General features: G+C 58.2%; 16 protein-coding genes. 4 read left to right on the top strand and 12 right to left on the bottom strand.

What is annotated here, in order from left to right:
- Nucleotides 1-65: 65 nt before the first annotated feature.
- Both TU84_RS15145 and TU84_RS15140 read right to left on the bottom strand, forming a co-directional pair.
- Entirely contained in the window at nt 66-605 is a 540-nt protein-coding gene (locus TU84_RS15145; RefSeq protein WP_048370264.1) for a cytochrome b, read from the bottom strand.
- Nucleotides 602-1,684, bottom strand: coding sequence for a catalase family peroxidase (locus TU84_RS15140; protein ID WP_048370261.1), 1,083 nt, complete (start codon nt 1,682-1,684; stop codon nt 602-604). Before TU84_RS15140 ends, TU84_RS15145 begins: the two co-directional genes overlap by 4 nt.
- Before the next feature lie 183 nt (nt 1,685-1,867).
- Here TU84_RS15140 and TU84_RS15135 point away from each other — a divergent pair, with 183 nt between their 5' ends.
- Together TU84_RS15135 and TU84_RS15130 are read left to right on the top strand one after the other, a co-directional pair.
- The gene (locus tag TU84_RS15135; RefSeq protein WP_048370259.1) at nt 1,868-2,374 is read left to right on the top strand and encodes a sigma-70 family RNA polymerase sigma factor; all 507 of its coding nucleotides are present in this window, start codon (nt 1,868-1,870) and stop codon (nt 2,372-2,374) included.
- Nucleotides 2,371-3,120: an anti-sigma factor family protein gene (locus tag TU84_RS15130; RefSeq protein WP_048370258.1), complete on the top strand. Its 750-nt coding sequence runs from the start codon at nt 2,371-2,373 to the stop codon at nt 3,118-3,120. The genes TU84_RS15135 and TU84_RS15130 overlap by 4 nt, the downstream gene beginning before the upstream one ends.
- Nucleotides 3,121-3,160: 40 nt before the next feature.
- On the opposite strand, the gene TU84_RS26300 is transcribed toward TU84_RS15130, so the two are convergent.
- The 10 genes from TU84_RS26300 to TU84_RS15085 form a co-directional block, all read right to left on the bottom strand.
- Nucleotides 3,161-3,331, bottom strand: coding sequence for a hypothetical protein (locus TU84_RS26300; protein ID WP_164488144.1), 171 nt, complete (start codon nt 3,329-3,331; stop codon nt 3,161-3,163).
- Between the two features lie 147 nt (nt 3,332-3,478).
- Complete coding sequence (locus TU84_RS15125; protein ID WP_082148732.1) at nt 3,479-4,651, bottom strand: lactonase family protein; 1,173 nt, start codon at nt 4,649-4,651, stop codon at nt 3,479-3,481.
- Nucleotides 4,641-4,943, bottom strand: coding sequence for a DUF5629 family protein (locus TU84_RS15120; protein WP_048370254.1), 303 nt, complete (start codon nt 4,941-4,943; stop codon nt 4,641-4,643). Before TU84_RS15120 ends, TU84_RS15125 begins: the two co-directional genes overlap by 11 nt.
- 72 nt (nt 4,944-5,015) lie before the next feature.
- Nucleotides 5,016-9,692, bottom strand: coding sequence for a dermonecrotic toxin domain-containing protein (locus tag TU84_RS15115; protein ID WP_048370252.1), 4,677 nt, complete (start codon nt 9,690-9,692; stop codon nt 5,016-5,018).
- Between the two features lie 274 nt (nt 9,693-9,966).
- Entirely contained in the window at nt 9,967-12,624 is a 2,658-nt protein-coding gene (gene pepN, locus TU84_RS15110) for an aminopeptidase N (protein ID WP_048370250.1), read from the bottom strand.
- A 13-nt stretch (nt 12,625-12,637) separates the two neighbouring features.
- Nucleotides 12,638-13,468 carry a DUF2797 domain-containing protein gene (locus TU84_RS15105; RefSeq protein WP_048370248.1) on the bottom strand — a complete coding sequence of 277 codons (831 nt, stop codon included), beginning with the start codon at nt 13,466-13,468 and terminating at the stop codon, nt 12,638-12,640.
- Nucleotides 13,465-13,725, bottom strand: a complete 261-nt coding sequence (locus TU84_RS15100) for a YeaC family protein (RefSeq protein ID WP_048370246.1) — start codon at nt 13,723-13,725, stop codon at nt 13,465-13,467. The genes TU84_RS15105 and TU84_RS15100 overlap by 4 nt, the downstream gene beginning before the upstream one ends.
- 29 nt (nt 13,726-13,754) lie before the next feature.
- On the bottom strand, nt 13,755-14,624 hold the full coding sequence (locus TU84_RS15095; RefSeq protein ID WP_048370244.1) for a rhomboid family intramembrane serine protease: 870 nt from the start codon (nt 14,622-14,624) through the stop codon (nt 13,755-13,757).
- A complete protein-coding gene (locus TU84_RS15090) occupies nt 14,621-15,592 on the bottom strand; it encodes a metallophosphoesterase (RefSeq protein ID WP_048370242.1) in 972 nt (323 codons plus the stop codon). The genes TU84_RS15095 and TU84_RS15090 overlap by 4 nt, the downstream gene beginning before the upstream one ends.
- Nucleotides 15,592-16,482 (bottom strand): NAD(+) kinase, encoded by an 891-nt coding sequence (locus tag TU84_RS15085; RefSeq protein WP_048370239.1) that lies wholly within the window; start codon nt 16,480-16,482, stop codon nt 15,592-15,594. The genes TU84_RS15090 and TU84_RS15085 overlap by 1 nt, the downstream gene beginning before the upstream one ends.
- 99 nt (nt 16,483-16,581) lie before the next feature.
- Here TU84_RS15085 and TU84_RS15080 point away from each other — a divergent pair, with 99 nt between their 5' ends.
- Together TU84_RS15080 and TU84_RS15075 are read left to right on the top strand one after the other, a co-directional pair.
- Nucleotides 16,582-17,538 carry a DUF1853 family protein gene (locus TU84_RS15080; RefSeq protein WP_048370238.1) on the top strand — a complete coding sequence of 319 codons (957 nt, stop codon included), beginning with the start codon at nt 16,582-16,584 and terminating at the stop codon, nt 17,536-17,538.
- 92 nt (nt 17,539-17,630) lie between these two features.
- Complete coding sequence (locus TU84_RS15075) at nt 17,631-18,176, top strand: cytochrome b (RefSeq protein ID WP_048370237.1); 546 nt, start codon at nt 17,631-17,633, stop codon at nt 18,174-18,176.
- The last annotated feature ends 63 nt before the right edge of the window (nt 18,177-18,239 follow it).

Genomic DNA, 18,239 nt, shown 5'->3' with positions numbered 1-18,239 from the left:
GGGCCGCAGGACCGCCGTCTTGGGGCAATTCGCAGCCTCATGCTTGGGCAGCGACTACAGGGTCTTCAATCCTTGCCCCGCACCATGCTTTCCAACACCCCGTCACGGCGCACCCAGCCGTGCAGCAACGCTGCCGCCAAATGCGCCAACACGGTAAAAAACAACAAATACGCCAGGTACGTGTGGGCTTTGCGCAAGAACGCAAAGGTGCTTGGGTTGGCAGCCAGGATGGATGGCAGTTGCAAGGAACTGCTCAACATCACCGGATCACCCGCCGCCGAGATCATCGCCCAACCGATAAGCGGCAGGCTGAACATTAGCGCGTACAGCAACACGTGCGACAGTTTTGCAGCCAAAACCTGGACCGCCGGCAAATCAGCAGGCAACGCCGGTTGATGGGTGGTAAAGCGCACAAACAGCCGCACAATCACCAGCAGTAAAATGGCTATCCCCAGGGGTTTGTGCAGGTTGAGCAACCATTCATGCCGCTCGGAGACAGAGGCCGCCAGCCCGGCCCCAATAAACAGCATGGCAATGATCATCAACGCCATCAGCCAATGCAGCAGGCGCGCCAGAGGTGCGAAATGCTTGTTAGAGATGCTCATGGACGTTTCTCCTGGGACAGCTGATCAACTTCACTGGTACGCCGCAGATAAGAACTGGCATAGGCAGCCGAACGTGCAGCCAGCAAGGGGTCGCCCGAGCCTTCGACGCCATTGGGCAAGATCAACGGGTCGTAGTTGATGTCACGGCACTCGCCATCGTTTTGTGGCTGCGCACTTTGCAGCACCAAGGTTCCCGCATTGATCACCTTGCGGCTGGCTGGCCAGGTTTTACTCGCATCGTTGATCGGGTCGCCTGCGTCGGCCAAGGTCAGGTTGAACTGCCATCTCAAAGGCCCGGCAGACAATCGCTGCACCAGGTCTTTTTCCAGGTAGTCCGCATCATTGGGAGCAGTTGCCCCGGCGGCATCCTGATCTTCCGGCACCACGCCCCAGCGCACGGCCTGACGCTGCCCGGCAGCATTCACCAGATAGAACGCGTTAATCCCGTTGTAGCTTTCAGTCGCAAAGCTGGCCGAAGGTTTGGCGGTTTTTACCCATTGCAGAAAGGCTGCGGTTTCCGGGTGTGCGGCAAAAAACGCCGGCATGGCGTCGGGCTTCGGCTTGCCGGTAGCCGGGTCTGGCGTTCCCGCTTGCAACATCGCATAGAACGCTTCAGGCGTGCCCACCGGGAAGACCGGCATGCTGTTCATTCCGGTCCGCCATTGCTGACCATTGGCCTGGGTAAAGCGCAATGCCAGGCTGCGGATCGGCACACTGCTGTCCGGCGCATAGGGGTTGCCGCTCGGCAAGGCAAAGCGGCCCACGACCGGAGTACGACCGGCTTCAAAGACTTGTGCGCGGGACAACGGCTGAGCATTGCCGTTGCTCTCGAAATACCCGATCACGCACATGCCTTTGGCATGGTTACGCCGATACCCCGGATGCACGCCATTGTTACGCTCCAGGGCATTGACCAGGGTTTTAGGCCGCAAGCGTTCGGCATCCAGTGTGCCGTTGACGTAAAAGAAGGTGGTGGCGATGACCGCTACCACTGCGCCAATACCCGCCAGACGCAGCAACACACTGGTGGGGCTCAATGCAGCTTTCACGGGCCGTACGGGCGGTAATTGATCTACCATAAAGTATTCCTTGGCCACGGGCCATCAGGTGGATGGCCTATGAGACGCAGGCCGATCAGGCTTATTCCCGGCGCCAGGCAATTATTTTCAGTTTATTTATTTTCAAGCCAAGGGAATAAAGGCTAAGCCTGGTCGTCTTCATGACGCTGATCCGATTAACAGACCCACCCGGCGCCAGTCACCATGCACCCATTTGACGAGCAATTGCGCGAACTCATGCCGAGCCTCAGGCGCTTTGCCCTGTCGTTGACGCGCCACGCCAGCAATGCCGACGACCTGGTGCAAAATTGCCTTGAGCGCGCCCTCGCCAGTGTCGCCAGTAAACGCCCGGACGGTGATTTACGGGCCTGGCTGTTTACCATTCTGTATCGCCAGTTTGTCGACAACCATCGGCGTACCCGGCGTTATGCGCGGATGCTGGAGTTTTTTACTGGCCGCGACGACGCGCAACCCTCTACCGAACGCACCGTAATAGCCCAAACCACGCTGCAAGCATTCGACCAGTTGAGCACCGAGCAACGGGCGCTGCTGTTATGGATTTCTGTCGAGGGATTGAGTTACCAGCAAGTGGCCGACATCCTTGAAGTGCCGATCGGCACAGTGATGTCGCGTCTGTCACGCGCACGCCAGGCCCTGCGCGCACTCAGTGAAGGCGAAATTACCCGCCCTGCTTTGCGGAGACTTAAATGATCACCACCCCGCCCAGTGAGCACGACCTGCATGCTTATGTCGATCACGCGCTCAGTGAGTCTGACCGACAGCACGTCGAACGCTATCTAGACGCCAACCCCGAGGTCGCGGCCAAGGTTCATGCCTGGCAACGCGATGCGCAAAACCTGCGCACGGCGTTGCAGCAAACCCTGCTTCAACCGGAGAACCCGGCACTCGACCCCGCGGCCATTCGCCAGCGACAACGCCGCCAGGCCACGCGTCATTGGGCTACGGCGGCCGTCTTGTTGATTGCGGTCAGCATGGGGGGAGTCGGCGGTTGGCAGGCCCGGCAAATGACTCTGAGCCCGGCCATCCTGCCGATGACCGACGCACTGGCGGCGCACCGCATGTTTGCCGAACAAGGGTTTCTGCCTGCCGACTATAAGGTTGAGCAAAGCAGCGACATGCAAGCCTGGATGGACCGTTATTTCAGCCACGCCGAACGCTTGCCGGACTTGAGCCGCGCAGGCTTCAAACCGGTCAGTTGCCGCTTGCTCTCCACCGATCAAGGCGGCGCAGCGATGGTGCTCTATGAAAACCCGCAGGGGCAGCAAATCAGCTTTTACATCCGCCCGCCAGGCCCGCAAAACAGTTTGCTGCCCCGGGGTAGCCGACGCGATGGTGACTTGCAGGCCGACTACTGGTCAGGCCCCGGCTATAACTACGCTATGGTCGGCCCCGCAGAAGGGCCGACTGCGACGCTGCTAAATACACTGAGTTTTTGACAGTGAACCTGGCTGCGATCAGCGTTTAAATGGGGGGAGATTATTGCGCCTTGTGGTCCAGGGCCGCATAGAAGTTAGCGCTTTGCTGCAGGTATTTCTGGGTATAGGCGGTGGACTTTTTGTCGCTGGCCACGGTGTTGGCGCTGGCTGGCAGGGCCACGGTGGCAGAGATGGCGGAAGCAGCGATGACGGAGAAAAGATTGAAGTTCATTGCGGTAACCCTCGACGATTCAGTTAGCTTGCTTGCCTGTTCAGGCCGTGGAGCCAACTTAACGCCAAGGGTCTTCACACTGAAATTCATTGCGCCACTAACCAGTATCAGCGCGATTGATAGAAGGCGCAGCCTTCTACTCAAGCCTTAAGGGCAGTGAATGAATTTCACATCGGAGGGCGCATCCATCGCCAGCTTTTGCAAGGTTTTACCCAGCTTGCCGGTCACGGGATCACGTTCAACCACTACGATTTCATTGCTCATCTGGTTCGCAATCAGCACAAATTTACCATTGGGGCTCAAGGTAAATTCACGCGGATGATCACCGTCAACCGAACGACGCTGGATCTCGCTCAACTCGCCATTCGCCGGGTTGATGGCGAACACCAAAAGCTCGTTGGCCTTGCCGCGGTTGCTCACGTACAGGAACTTGCCATCGGCTGAGGCGTGCAATGCCCCTGCTGCGCGGTTCTGCGCGGGCATGCCATGGGCCAGGTCCAGTGTCTGACGCTGTTTGAGCTGACCGTTGTCATAGTCAAAGACAAACACCTGCGCGCTCATTTCAGTGGTCAGGTACGCATGTTTGCCGTCCCTGGAGAACAACAAATGACGCGGCCCGCTGCCAGCAGGCAACTCAATGGCCGTAGGCGTGGCTGCAACCAGCGGGTGTTCCGGGTTGGCCACAGGGTCGTAGCGGTAAACAAACACTTTGTCTGCGCCCAAATCACTGGCGTAGACAAATTTGCCGTCAGGTGATGACACCACCGAATGCACATGGGCCGACATCTGCCGTTCAGGGTTAATCCGGCTTGGCTGATGGCTGCTCATTTGCGTAACAGGCTGCAATTGGCCGTCGGCATTCACCGGCACCACGGCCAGGCTGCCACCCGGGTCTTCATGCACCCCGTAGTTGGCGATAAACAGGTATTTTTCATCGGCACTCAAACCGGAGTGCGTCGGCTCTTCGCCCAAGGTTTTGACCTGATTGACCAGGCTCAACGCGTGGGTTTTGGGATCAATCGCAATACTGCTGACACGCCCGACGACATCAGCCTGACCTTGCCCATTCTCATTCACCACAAACAGGCGGCTCTGATCTTTGGACAGGGTCAACCACGACGGGTTGGCAGCCTTGAAGACTTGCAACGGCTCAGGGGTAATGCGCCCGCTCTCACTGTCAAACTGCAAGCGGTAAATACCCTGGCTTTTGCCTTGGGTATAAGAACCCACCAGCAACTCTGCATCAGCGGTGCAGGCGGCGTGAGCCGACATCGCCCCCACGCTGGAGGCCATCAACAAGGGCAACCATTTAAGCTTCATCATGCGTCTCATCTTCATCGTCATCGTCGTTGCTGGCACACACGGCGCTAATGCAAACGAGGCGGTGTTCACTGGCGTCGCCGGTCAGCGTCCAGCTTTGCAAGTTGTCGTCAAACACTGCCGCTTCAACCTGCTCCGGGGTCAAGCTCCAGCGCTTCCTGGCCCGACCATCCATGGCTTCAATGAGCAGCCCTTGGTCGTCAAGGGAAAACTCAAAAGCATGCAGCCCGTCAATTTCCAGCATATCGCTGGTTTCAAGGGCTGCGCGCAAGGTCTGGTTTGCATCACTCATTAATCATTCACCTGTGGGAAAGGCGTAATGATAGGCCATTAAGGCCTTCAACCCTATGCTTGCCAGAAGCGTTTAGCCTTCCAGGGGCCAAAAACGATCATTGAGCATTTTTTCGCTGATTTTGCCGTAATGCACCGTAGCCGTTTTCCCTTTGGCAGCCAGGCTGGCCTGGCTGTCATAACGCTGATTCTTGAGCTTGAAATGCGCCGCCGACGGCGATTTAGCAGGTGTGGTGAGGTCGGGGTAATGCAGATGCGCGTACCACAGCACCTGGTTGTTTTTAGTACGCACCTCGTACTCTTGAACCACATCCCGACGCTCCCCCTTCAAAACCACACGCTGACCAATGCGCACCAGGCTGACCTCGCCTTTGCTCAACAGAAACTCAACCACCGGTGTGGTCGGCGGCACCGACTTAAGCACCCAGACCCCTTGCTCGCGCAACTTGGTTGCCCCTTCGCGCAAGCGCTTGAGCAATGAACGCGGAGTACCCGGTTTGGGTTTGTCCACGACCGGTTCATTGGTAAAGGTGCGTTCAATTTCAGCGATCAGCACGTCCAGCTTTTGCGCCTCTCTCTCCAGGGTTTCTTCCATCTCCAGCGGGTATCTGGAGCGGCCCGAGTACAGTTTCACCAGCCTGATTTTTTCATCGAGTTTGCCCAGCAACGTATTGCACTGACTACGAATAGCTCCCAATGCGCGGCCATCCTGTCGAGGCAACGGCCTTTGGATCTCGTCCCACGTGCTCTCGGGTGATCGGGTGAACACAAGCTTGGGATTATCGGGTTCAGGACTTTGCGTACGGCGGTCGACAGTAGACGTGGGAGTCATGACATCGACGACTTCCGGCTCCTGCTCAGATGCACGAGCACGGGCGACGCCGATCAGAATGCCTTGATTGCGCGTGCGTATCATTCGTCGCGCAGAGCGCTGGGCGCTGGAGGTTCCGGGTTGCTGTTGCTGAGGCAGCCATTCATCATGTTCCTTGATTTCTTGGGCCAGTTCCTGCTCTACCGTCACATTGAGCCTTTCGAGCACTTCGTTCAGCCGGTGGTAATCAGCCATATTCAACTGCTCGCCCACCTCCAGTTGCAACAGCGCCAGGGCGTCATGAGCCTTGGCATACTGCTCACGCACGCTCTCCAGAATTTCGATGCGCTCGCCATACGTGAACAGGGTTCTGTCGGCCAGTTGCGAATGCGCCGCAACCGTATAGCCCAAGGGTCCGGTAATGGCGCTCAATCGTTCCCAGACCTCACCAAACAGGTCTTTGGGCATCAGGTCACACAACGTTCTTAACACCAGGTTTTGAAAGTCCATTTCCGTGCCCTCGCGGTCCATGCCGGTGGCGTCCGTGAAGAACTGTCCGATCACCTGTTCACGGGCCATTTTCTCGCCCACACGGGGCACATCCTTGAGCGCTTGATGATAGCGTTTGAGGGTCTGAAACTCTTCGACTTGTTGGATCTGGACTTTCAGCAAGTCACGTTTGAACCCGACATACTGCGCTGTGCCGGCGGCGTCCAGCGTAAGCGCCTCATGGGTATTGAAAACTGGATGCAACTGCCTCAACAGCCCGCCCTGAACATTATGGGCAAAGAGCATATTGGTCGACACCATGCACAGTGATCGGTAAAAACTACCAAGGATGTGGTGGTCCTGTGGGTCCGGCTTTAAAGCGTGACGGGCCTGTATATTCTCTAGCCCCATCACAAGATCGGCCTTGGCGTGGTCCAACACGGTGCGCAAATACTTGATCCGCAGGTTCTTTTCCATATGAGTAAACTGTTGGCTTCTCTCACCCTCCGTGGCTTCCAGGGCTCTGCCCAGCTCTTCAATGATTTTGTCATTGGTGGTTTTTTCCCCCTCCACAAAGACTTCAAGCCTTCGCGTTAGCTCACTCACCTGACGATTGCGTTGCGCCAGTCGCTCATCCAACGCCTTGCGACGGCCGGGTCCGCCACCGCGCAAGCGCATGCCGGTGTCAAAATCCCACGTGCCTGCCCCGTCACTGCGCAACCAAGGACCTGTATCCAGTGGGTTGCCCGGGTTAACGGTAACAACGCCCTCGTCCTCCAGGGACACCTGGTAACTGAAGCCCCGCACCACCGCACACCAGCCATTTTTCGTGACATACAGGCCTTTGCGTTGACCGTGTGCAATAGGCTTGGCCGTACCGATGTCCGGCCCCCGGTTGCGGTCCAGCCAAAACAGTTGTGCGGGTGTGAAGTCAACTCTCGGATTGTTGAACCACGTAAAATCCAGGGCACTGAGATTATTACCCACCGGGACATCCAAAAAATACACCTGCCCAGTCTTGACCTCGACAGGGGCCTGGGGCTTATCGATCAGAGGGGCTTCATCGACGGAGGCCAGCCACGGTTCAGGCTTTTCATTCGCCAGACTGACTACCGGCGAGCGTGGCACCCCATGCAGCAGCACCAGAGCAATATTGAACAGCAGGTCGATAATCGCAGGTGCCCGGGCACGTTCATCATCGCTTTGCAGCACTTGAACATCCTGACGAACTGCCGTGATGGTCAAATACACCCACCCCAGCAACGCCAGCGGACCTTTGACCCACGGCGACCCCAGCACACTGTTCAGCAACAACCAGCCTCCCGTTTTAAGGCTCGCCCAACGGCTTTCAGTATTCGAGACGGTTTGCCGTTCAGCCAGCATCGCCAGCGCCCGAGCGGTACCCAGAAACAGGTCATGCTTGAAGTGACTGTTCAGCGGCTGAGTAAAGAACTGTGCCTGTGCGGGTCGACGGGCAAGGCTCAAGGCACTGTCGGCATAGCTGGATCGTGCCGCATCCGGCAACCAGTCCAGCACGCTGTCGCGCAAAGAACCTGCATGCGTGAACGCATCCAGCATTTCTTGCACCGAGGCATACTCAATCAGCGCCTCCTTGAACAGTGGTCGGTACAGCACGCACCGCCCGTTTAACGGGTTGCCAGTACCGATCACATAGAAGTTGCTCACAAAATCAGGCACCGCGCGAGGGTGTTTCACCAGGCCCAACGGGCAGATGTTCACTGTCTGCCCTTCTAACACGCGGGTCTCGGCATGGGGCCGCATCAAGGCTGCTACACACCGGTAGCCCCAGTCGGTCAATCCCCCCTGCCCCTGCAGCTTCATTTCCAGCGCAAGCAAAGGCAAAGACACCCGCAACTGCTCAACATACAAGCCTTCGCGACGCAGGGCTTCGGGCGCATCGTCCAGCAGCAGCCGACGGATCAAGCCTGGATAGACCTCACCGATATTCATTCGCCAAATGAGCTGCTTGATGTAGGCAGGGGTGAGCCACCAGTCTTGAATCAGTTGGTTGTGTTTATGTCGCAGTGTCATGTGACCACCCGGCCAGGCCACCAGGTTTTGTAGGGCCAGCTCGGTCAACGTAAACGTGACAGTGTGCACCTGCCCGGCGGTGCCAAACGGCCCGGAAGGCACTGCAAAGTCGAGCATAAGGTCATCCGGGTCATACCCCGGTGCCAGCGGCTGGTCCTGACGCATCTTGTGCTGCAACTGTTGCCTGGCCCAGGTGTGAAGGTCGGCAATGCCTTCGTTGAAAACCCGGCCTCGGGCCTTGCGGGTGATGTCCGCAAGGTCGGTGAGGTGCGAACGGTAAGCAAATCGATCTTGCACAGGCGCGGTGCGTAACCACGCCGGTAAGGCGTTGTACACGCGAGCCAGCGGCTCGGATGCCGGCAGCTCATCGTCTTCGACGATGGCTGCGGGGTCGGTAATGTCCCTTAAGTGCTGTTCAAGTTGAACCAGCGTACGCACGCCGGAGGTTGCCCGGTCCACCAGCGAGGTTATGCGTTCGAGCTGGTTGTTGAGCACGATCATCGCTTGCACCTGCAAGCAGTGACCTGCGGGTTCGTAACGTTTGCAGGTCAGGGTCTTGGCCGGGTAACGGTGCGGGAGTGTCCGACCCAGCACGCGCTCATACGCTCCGAGCGTAGCAAAGGACTCGATGTGCCCGCCTGGTCGGCACTGCAAAAGCTGCTCCTGCCCGTTAACGCCATGCACAATCAACAGATCAGGCAGCAGCAGATTGACCGTCGGACCATCCCCGCCCAGCACCATCTGGGCGAAGTAGACCTTAGGCTGCTCCCGATACCGCAGTTGCTGAAGGCGATCACTTAACAAAGGGGTTCTGACGATGCCCCTTACCACCTGAATCTGCTCATCACTCAGACCGGCCGAGTTATTGGCGGCCGCCAGCAAGGTGTCACTCAACCATTGTCCCAGCCATAAGGTGCGGCTCTGATAGCCGGGCACAGGCTCGTTCCAGAAATCCAGCATCGCCTGCTGAAATGACCAGATCCAGTGCTGCAGCACATGGCGCATAGCCCGTTCAACAGTGGTTATATCAAGGAATGAAGGGGTATCGGCACTGAGCACTTCACCTTCGGCCAGTTGCACCAGATAGCATTGTTTTGACTCGTAGTAGCTGTAATTCAGAGGCGTGCCGACCGCAATGTGCTCGAGCATGGCGTCCAGCAACGGTACGCAGCGCAGTGCAGGCAAAGGCTTCTCATTGGCGTCGACGGACCAGACGATTTGCATCTGCTGTACGTGAACTTTTACGCGCCAGCCTAAAAAGGGGTACTTAAGAGCCTTTTCCAGCGCATTAGCAATGACCGCGCGCAGTGTTGGGCGGCCATCGAATTGATGGATAAGGCTCTGTTTTAGCAGTTCAGTGCGGCCGAGGGATAACGGGGGCGCGAGCGGAACAGTCATGGCGGTGTACCTGCACATAGAAGGAGTTGGTCGGCGCCATTGCGTCAACCTTGCGCAGGTATCTAAAAATAAATAGCAATCACAACTGCGGTATTCCGTTACCGACAGCGCTAACGTGGCTTACAGCAATGGGGCGGGTCAGTGACGCTTGACGCAGTAAAACGTTGCTGGCTGCCTCTCAACTCGGCTCCATTGTTCAGCGACTACCGGTGTTCAATGCACACAAAAAAGGCGCTGACCGAGTAGCCGGTCAGCGCCTTGTCAGCCGCCGAATTTACGCCAGGCTTTTGCTGACCACTTCAAACACGTCGCTGGACAGCTCGCCTGAGCTACGAATGCGCTCAAGCTCTGCCTTCATCAGCGCCTGACGGGCGCTGTCGTATTTGCGCCAGCGGGTCAGCGGGGCCAACTGCCGCGAGGCGATTTGTGGGTTAAGGGCATTGAGCTGGATAACCAGATCCGCCAGGAAGCGGTAGCCTGAGCCATCGGCGGCGTGGAAGTTGATCAGGTTCTGCCCGGCAAAAGCACCGATCAAGGCCCGGACCTTGTTCGGGTTTTTGATGGTGAACGCAGGGTGCTCCATCAGTTGCTGAACGCGCTGCAAACCACCCGGCAGCGGGCTGGCCGCCTGCACGCTGAACCACTGGTCCATGACCAGCGGATTGTCCTTGAAGTGCTCGGCAAAACTGGCCAAGGCCAGGGCTTTTTCAGCTTCAAACGGCGAGTTGACCAGTATCGCCAGCGCGTTCAGGCGCTCGGTCATGTTGTCGCTGTTTTCGAACTGTTCCAGTGTGGCTTTCACAACTTCAGGTTTGCCACTGAGGCTCAGGTACGACAGCGCAATATTTTGCAGGCTGCGGCGGGCGAAATGCTGATCTTCGGCCACATAGGGCGTGACTTTAGACACCTCACGGTTGGCCTGATAACGCGCCCACAACTCGTCGAACAGGCTGTCGGCCAATTGCTTGCGCGCAAACTCACGGGCCGTGTGAATGGCATCAACATCAGCCACTTCGCTGATTTCGGTCAGGTAGGCTTCACCCGGCAACGACAGCATCTCGGCCACCATCGCCTGATCCAGCTGCGGATTGGTCAGCACGCTGCGCAGGGCTTCAACCAAGCGCGGGTCCATGACCAGGGTTTCGCCACGTTGATACTGGCCAATTAGCGTCTGCAAGACTTGCACCGACAGTTGCTGGCCCGCGTCCCAACGGTTGAAACCGTCGGTGTCGTGTTGCATCAGGAACACCAGTTGGTCACTGCTGTAGGCAAACTGCAATTTCACCGGCGCCGAGAAACCGCGCAGCAAGGACGGCAGCGGTTTTTCATTGATGCCGACAAAGGTGAACGTCTGCTCTGCTTCGGTCACTGACAAAACACGGCTGGTGCCGACCGCCGCCGATTCGCCGGCCAGTTGCAGTGGCAACTCACCGCCCTGGGCATTCAACAGGCCCAGCTCGACCGGGATCACGAACGGCAGTTTCTCAGCTTTGTCCGGGGTCTGCGGGCAGCTTTGAGCAAAGGTCAGGCTGTAGGTTTTTTGTGCGGCGTCGTAGTGCTCGCTGACTGCCAGACGCGGGGTGCCCGCCTGGCTGTACCAGCGCTTGAATTGGCTCAGGTCTGCGCCATTGGCGTCTTCCATGGCCTTGATGAAGTCGTCACAGGTCACGGCCTGACCGTCGTGGCGCTCAAAGTACAGGTCGCTGCCCTTGCGAAAGCCCTCGGCGCCGAGCAAGGTTTGCAGCATGCGCACCACTTCCGAGCCCTTCTCATAAACAGTCAGGGTGTAGAAGTTGGAGATTTCGATAAAGCTCTCAGGGCGCACGGCGTGAGCCATCGGGCCTGCATCTTCGGCGAACTGATGCGTGCGCAGGAAGGCAACGTCCTGAATGCGCTTGACCACCCGCGAGTTCATGTCGGCCGAGAACTCGGAATCACGGAACACCGTGAAGCCTTCCTTGAGCGACAACTGGAACCAGTCACGGCAGGTCACGCGGTTACCCGACCAGTTGTGGAAGTATTCGTGGGCAACAATCGCTTCAACCCGCTGGTGAGCAGCGTCGGTCGCCGTCTCTGCACGGGCCAGCACGGCGCTGGAGTTGAAGATATTGAGACCTTTGTTCTCCATGGCGCCCATATTGAAGTCGTTCACCGCAACGATCATGAAGATGTCCAGATCGTATTCACGGCCGTAGGCTTCTTCGTCCCAGCGCATGGATTTTTTCAGGCTGTTCATCGCGTGCTGGCATTTGTCGATGTTCTCGGGTTCGACGTAAATGCGCAGCGCCACGGTGCGGTTGGTCATGGTGGTGAACGTGTCTTCGACGCACCACAGGTCGCCCGCGACCAAGGCAAACAGGTAGGCCGGCTTTTTGAACGGGTCTTCCCAGGTCGCCCAGTGGCGTCCGTCTTCATCGGGGCCGCTGGCCAGCGGGTTGCCGTTGGACAGCAGGATCGGGTAGCGATGCTGCTCGGCCACCACGGTGGTGGTGAACGTGCTCATCACGTCCGGGCGGTCAAGGTAATAGGTGATCTTGCGAAAGCCTTCGGCCTCGCACTGGGTGCAGAACATCGTGCCGGACTTGTACAAGCCTTCCAGCGCGGTATTGGATTCGGGGTGGATCTTGACGCTGGTGTCGACCACAAACTGCTCGGTGGTCGGGTGCAGGGTCAGGTGGCTGTCTGTCAGCTCGTAGTCCGCTGCGGTCAGCTCGACATCGTCAAGCTTGACCGACAGCAGCTCCAGTTGCTGGCCGTCCAGCGCCAGGGCCGGGAAGCCCTCGCCACGGGCGGGATTGCGGCGCATCACCAGTTGCGCATGAACCAACGTGTGGTCCTCGAACAACTCGAAGGTCAGGTGCGTCTCGTCAATCAGGTACTCGGGCGCCTGGTAATCCTTCAGGTAGATCATTTGCGGTTGTTCGGTGCGCATGCTGCAATCCTTTTTACTGATGCACGGCCAACTGGTAGGCCGTGTATTTGCGAATATTGATAACGCCGGTGTCGAAGATCAGGTATTGACCCTTGATCCCCATCAACGTGCCTTCAACGACAGGGTCTTTGTCCAGATTAAAGCTCACGATCTTGCTCGGGTACTGCTCGACCGGGTAGCGAATCTCGATGGGCTCGACGCTATGCAAAGGTTGTACCGCCTGCAGCCCGAAACGTTCTTGCAAGATCTGCAGGCCTTCTGCGCAACTGCCAAACAGCTCATCACGCACCGCCGCCAGATCCACCGGCTGTGCATCGCCCTTTAGCAGTGCGCGCCAGTTGGTGCGGTCGGCCACTTGGGTGCGCAGCAGGTCCTCGACAAACCCCGACTGCTGGCGCGTCGCCACACGCACGATCGGCAACGCCTGGCTCGCGCCCTGATCCAGCCAGCGGGTCGGCAGTTGCGTGGCACGGGTAATGCCGACTTTCACACCTGACGAATTGGCCAGGTACACCACATGGTCAGTCATGCAGAACTTCTCGCCCCACGATGGCTCACGGCACGTGCCTGCGTCGTAATGGCAGCGCTCCGGGCTCATGATGCACACATCGCACTGCGCCAGTTTAGTCATGCATGGGTAGCAATAGCCCTGGCTGAAGCTTTTTTTGGTTTTGCGTCCACAGTGGGTGCAGTTGATCTCCCCCAGGAACTCCAGACGCAGTTTAGTCCCGATCAACGGATTGACCGGCACCTCGGTATCGCCCAAACGAAACGCATATTGAACGGTCGGCTCTTGCAGGCTTGCCGACATTTTGCTGATTGCACCGCGACCAATCTCAATCAATGGATAGCATCCGATTTGAACAGGATGTTTGGCACGGGCGCCGACTTGGAGCTGCATTCTTGCGGGCCCATGTAGCCGGTACGCTCTTCTTCGGGCAGGTTTTGCACTTCCCAGGCGATCATCGCCTGCAACGACAGCTCGCGCTGTTCGGCGGTCAGCTTGTTGCCATCGGCCCACTTGCCGATTTCGACCGCCAGTTTCAGGCTCTGATAGATATCAGGGGTGATGTTTTTAATCATTTCATTGAAAGAGGACATGCTTTTCTACTCTCGAAATACGGATGAAATTAAACCTGTTTGCGGCTGGCCCACAGCCCGCCCAGCAAACCGGTGAGGCAACCAATCAGCAACCCGCCGACGTGGGCGGCGTTGGCGATTTCGCCAAAGCCGATCATCGACACCAGCCCGGACAGGCACAACGCCAACCACACCAGCATCATCACCAGCACGCCTTTGGGCAGGTGGTAAACCGGGTTGGGCGCCATCACCTGATAAATCCACACATGCCCCAACAGGCCGTAGAGCACACCCGACAACCCGCCGAACAAGCTGGGCCCGCCAAACAGGTATTGGGCAAAGTTGGACACCAGGCTGAACAACAAACTCAAGCCCACCAGATTAATGCTGCCCTGGCGTATTTCAACCCGGCGCCCGAGTTCCCAGAACCACATGCCGTTCATGGCAATGTGCAGGACACCAAAGTGAATGAACATCGGGGTGATCAAGCGCCACCATTGCCCGGAAGCAAGGCTTTCAGACAAGGGGGTGAATTCTACGTACTGGCCATGAATGTTAAAGCCGACAAAGGTCAATGCACTCAAGGTGGACAGGTTGTCACCCAACTGCGTGATCACCGCCACGATGATGCAGATCAGCAGGATCACAGCAGTGGCCGGGCTGGCCTTCAATTGCTGGGCAAAGCCGGGACGGCCCATCGCCGCCGGGCGTTCGGCAATCGGGATCTGGTTATCAGGGTCGCCCAAGGGGAATTGCTCATACAGCCTGCGCACATCGTCAGCAATCTCGGAGGGCGCCCACAACACTTGCTCGCCCGCCTCTTCGCTGACTCTATGGGGCACTTGCATGCGTTTGAGCAATGCAACAAAGCCTGCAAGGTCGACCGAAATCGGTAAGCGTAAAACCTCCACCACACTCATTGCACAGCCTCCGGGCGCTCTACATCCACCCATACAAACTTGGCGGGATCGAGCCGGGTTTCTTGATCAAGCCTGTAGGCCACTAATTTTCCGTAGAGCACCGCGCTGTAGTCCAGGCAGGCCAGGTTTGGCCGTATGGGCGCGGGTTCACCGCTGCGCCAATAGTGGCCGACAAACAGCATCGGCTCATCGACGGGATAGCGCAGCAAGGTGCCTTTTTCTGTCGAGGACAACGGCTTTTGCGCCACGCGCTCAGGCAATGCGTCGGGTTGAAAGACAATATCGCCGTAGGTCTTGGGGTCGTCCTCCCAGAACTTGGTCCTGAAGAACGCCCGCGTCAGGCCATCGCCGCCGGTCAAGGTCAGGCCATCCGGCAAGCGCATGTCGGTGCCGCGCAGCAGCCGGTTGAAAGCCAGATGAGCAAAACTGTCAGCGTACGCGGCCGCCTGTACAAACGGCTGATCGATACAGCCGTCAGGGTATTGGGCGCGCAGCGGGGTTATTACATCTGCATCCCAACAGGCGTGCACTACCCGGAAGCGCCCGGCGTCGACAAACAGCGGCATGTCATAAAACCACTGCACAAAGTCGTGCCACTCGCCGGGGTACTGGGCGAACTGCTCAAGGGTTTCGTGGATCAGCCGGGTGTGCCGCGCATTGTGTTCGCGCACATACTCTTTGCGACTCCCCGGAGGGGCCGGTGTGCACCAGCCCAGCGCGTTGAATTCATGGTTGCCCATCAGGCACAGCGCCTGACCGGTCCGGACCATGTCGTAAACGATATGCAACGACTCGCGAATTCGCGGGCCGCGATCAATGATGTCACCGAGAAACACCGCCATCCGTTGCGGGTGTCGCCAGATACCGGCGAGTTTGCGATAGCCCAGACGTTCCAGCAGGTGCTCAAGGGTATGAGCACAGCCATGCACGTCACCGATCAAATCGTAACTGCGCGCAGGATCGAGCATCAGTCGCTCCTACCGCCCAGTCGGCTGCCCCAGCCGAGCTTGGTCCGACACACTTCATAGTAGTTGTGGTCCAACGGGTGGATCAGACGCAGCTTTTGCGCCTTTTTGCTGACGGTAATGGTATCGCCCGGCGCGCAGGTGAAATGGTTCTGACCATCGCACGAGACTTGCGGGTAGATCTGCATGTCCTTGGCCACAACGATTTTCAGCTCGCTGTTACCATCGACCACAATCGGCCGGCTGCTCAGGGTGTGCGGGTACATCGGCACAATCACGATGGCATCCAGCTTGGGATGCATGATCGGACCGCCTGCCGACATGGCATAAGCGGTAGAGCCGGTGGGCGTGGCGACGATCAGGCCATCAGCCTTCTGGCTGCAGACGAACTGGCCGTCGATGTGCATTTCAAATTCGATCATCCGCGTCGACTTGCCGGGGTGCAGCACCACGTCATTCAAGGCATCGCCCTGGCCGATGGCTTCACCGTGACGGCGGACTTCGGCTTGCAACAGAAAGCGGTTTTCGACTTTAAAGTGGCCATCGAGCACTTCGGCGACTTTGACTTCCAGCTCATCCGGGCGGATATCAGTCAAAAAGCCCAGGCTGCCACGGTTAATGCCCAGCACCGGGACATTGTGGCGGGCCAGTGCGCGGGCCGCGCCGAGCAAACTGCCATCACCGCCCACCACAATCACCATGTCACAAACTTCGCCGAGCATTTTGCGCGAGGAGGTCTGCAAGCCGTGCCCGGGCAATACCTCGGCAATGGTGTCTTCGAGGATCACGTGCATGTGCCGCTCAAGCAGGAATTTTTTCAGTCGGCGAACCGTATCGAGCACCTGAGAACTGCCCAAACGACCAATAATGCCGATATTACGAAATTGCTCCATGAGGCTCCTGCAAGGTTGTAGGCGTGCGAAAACAGCGATTATGGTCGAAACACGACAATAGACAAAACCCTTTCAGGCTACGGGAGCTATGCTCGCACAATGATCCTCTTTCCCGACTTGCTCAACCTGCCCCGCCAATTACGTCACCCTGAGGTGCGTGATTTGGCGTGGGTCATCCTCGCCCCGCCCATGCTCAGCCAAACCCCGTGGCCACAGCGCCACCCGCTGGCTGGCAGCGACTGGGTGCAGGCACCGGACCAACTGGAGCACTGGTTGCGAGCGCTGGACCAGCACAGTGAGCCGTTGCAGCAGTGGCTGGCGTTGGCCACCACGCGCCGACTGGGGCGCTATTACGAGCGGCTCTGGCAGTTTGCCGTCAAGCATGCGCCGGGGGTAGAACTGCTCGCGGCCAACCTGCCAATCCGCTTGGGCGGTCACACCTTGGGTGAACTCGACCTGTTACTGCGCGACCGTGACGGGGTTCACCACCTGGAACTGGCGATCAAGCTGTACCTTGGCCCGCAGCAGGCCGATGGCCGCGACCCCGGCAACTGGCTGGGCCCCGGCAGCAATGACCGCCTGGACCGCAAACTCAAACACTTCAGCCAGCACCAACTGCCAATGTCCAACCGCCCTGAAAGCCGGGAGATCCTGGCCAGGCTGGATATTCAGACGTTCACTGCCAGCCTGTGGCTGGGCGGTTACCTGCTGTACCCGTGGCCGGGGCATGCGCTTTCACCCGCAGGCGCACACCCGCAGCATTTACGGGGGCGCTGGCTGCATCAGCGTGATTGGCCCGCCTTTATCCACCAGAGCGCTGAAGGTTGCTGGCAACCCCTGCCCCGCCACGCCTGGCTGGCCCCGGCGCACGCAACGCCTGAGGGGTTATGGAGCGAACAACAGCTCAGCGTGTGGCTGGCCGAGTTGCATCCTCAGGCTCCGGCACAGCTTATGGTGCGTCTGGTTGAGAACGGCAGCGGCGACTGGGAAGAAGCCGAGCGGCTGTTTTTGGTGTCTGACCTATGGCCCAACGTGCCCGGCAACCCTGAAAACTGACCCACCTCAGCTTTTTCCCTGGCAGGCGTATTACAGTGTGAGCACTCCGTCGAACAAGAACGGAGGCTAAACCTGAACCGTGAGGAAACCCCATGTCCTGGAAAAGCACCCCTGAGCGCTACAGTCGTGTCTCCATCGCCTTGCACTGGCTGATGGTGCTGCTGTTTGTACTGATTTACGCCTCGATTGAATTTCGCGGCATCTTCCCGAAAGACAGCGACGGTCGCAACCTGATGAAAGACGCCCACTTTATGCTCGGCCTGACGGTTTTTGCGCTGGTCTGGCTGCGGCTGTTGGCGCGAACCTTGGGCGTCGCGCCGAAAATCATCCCCACGCCCCCGGCCTGGCAAAGCGCGCTGGCCACGTTGATGCACTGGGCGCTGTACCTGTTCATGATCGCCATGCCGGTGTTGGGTTATTTGATCCTCAGCCATAACGACAAGCCGGTGTTCTTCTATGGCCTCGACATCCCGCCCCTGACCGCGAAAAACGTAGACCTCGCCAAGCAAATCAAAGGCTGGCACGAACTGGGCGCAACTATCGGCTACTGGCTGATCGGCCTGCACGCCCTCGCCGGGCTCGGCCATCACTACCTGATTAAGGACAACACCCTGCTGCGCATGCTGCCTGGACGCTAATTTCACGCCTTAGGGGTGAGCTGTCTTAAAGATCAAAAGATCGCGAGGCAAGCTCGCTCCTAC

Origin of the sequence: Pseudomonas helleri (genome assembly GCF_001043025.1) — a bacterium.
Classification (GTDB): Bacteria; Pseudomonadota; Gammaproteobacteria; order Pseudomonadales; family Pseudomonadaceae; genus Aquipseudomonas; species Aquipseudomonas helleri.
The sequence above is the reverse complement of the archived record's forward strand: the minus strand, read 5'-3'. Positions and strand labels throughout refer to the sequence as shown.

What these genes read in the sequence shown, in the direction of transcription:
- TU84_RS15075 (WP_048370237.1), top strand. Translation starts at nt 17,631, where the DNA reads ATGTCCTGGAAAAGCACCCCTGAGCGCTACAGTCGTGTCTCCATCGCC.
- TU84_RS15115 (WP_048370252.1), bottom strand. Translation starts at nt 9,692, where the DNA reads ATGACTGTTCCGCTCGCGCCCCCGTTATCCCTCGGCCGCACTGAACTG.
- TU84_RS15140 (WP_048370261.1), bottom strand. Translation starts at nt 1,684, where the DNA reads ATGGTAGATCAATTACCGCCCGTACGGCCCGTGAAAGCTGCATTGAGC.
- TU84_RS15120 (WP_048370254.1), bottom strand. Translation starts at nt 4,943, where the DNA reads ATGAGTGATGCAAACCAGACCTTGCGCGCAGCCCTTGAAACCAGCGAT.
- TU84_RS15090 (WP_048370242.1), bottom strand. Translation starts at nt 15,592, where the DNA reads ATGCTCGATCCTGCGCGCAGTTACGATTTGATCGGTGACGTGCATGGC.
- TU84_RS15080 (WP_048370238.1), top strand. Translation starts at nt 16,582, where the DNA reads ATGATCCTCTTTCCCGACTTGCTCAACCTGCCCCGCCAATTACGTCAC.
- TU84_RS15100 (WP_048370246.1), bottom strand. Translation starts at nt 13,725, where the DNA reads ATGTCCTCTTTCAATGAAATGATTAAAAACATCACCCCTGATATCTAT.
- TU84_RS15125 (WP_082148732.1), bottom strand. Translation starts at nt 4,651, where the DNA reads ATGAAGCTTAAATGGTTGCCCTTGTTGATGGCCTCCAGCGTGGGGGCG.
- TU84_RS15095 (WP_048370244.1), bottom strand. Translation starts at nt 14,624, where the DNA reads ATGAGTGTGGTGGAGGTTTTACGCTTACCGATTTCGGTCGACCTTGCA.
- TU84_RS26300 (WP_164488144.1), bottom strand. Translation starts at nt 3,331, where the DNA reads ATGAACTTCAATCTTTTCTCCGTCATCGCTGCTTCCGCCATCTCTGCC.
- TU84_RS15085 (WP_048370239.1), bottom strand. Translation starts at nt 16,482, where the DNA reads ATGGAGCAATTTCGTAATATCGGCATTATTGGTCGTTTGGGCAGTTCT.
- TU84_RS15145 (WP_048370264.1), bottom strand. Translation starts at nt 605, where the DNA reads ATGAGCATCTCTAACAAGCATTTCGCACCTCTGGCGCGCCTGCTGCAT.
- pepN (WP_048370250.1), bottom strand. Translation starts at nt 12,624, where the DNA reads ATGCGCACCGAACAACCGCAAATGATCTACCTGAAGGATTACCAGGCG.
- TU84_RS15135 (WP_048370259.1), top strand. Translation starts at nt 1,868, where the DNA reads ATGCACCCATTTGACGAGCAATTGCGCGAACTCATGCCGAGCCTCAGG.
- TU84_RS15130 (WP_048370258.1), top strand. Translation starts at nt 2,371, where the DNA reads ATGATCACCACCCCGCCCAGTGAGCACGACCTGCATGCTTATGTCGAT.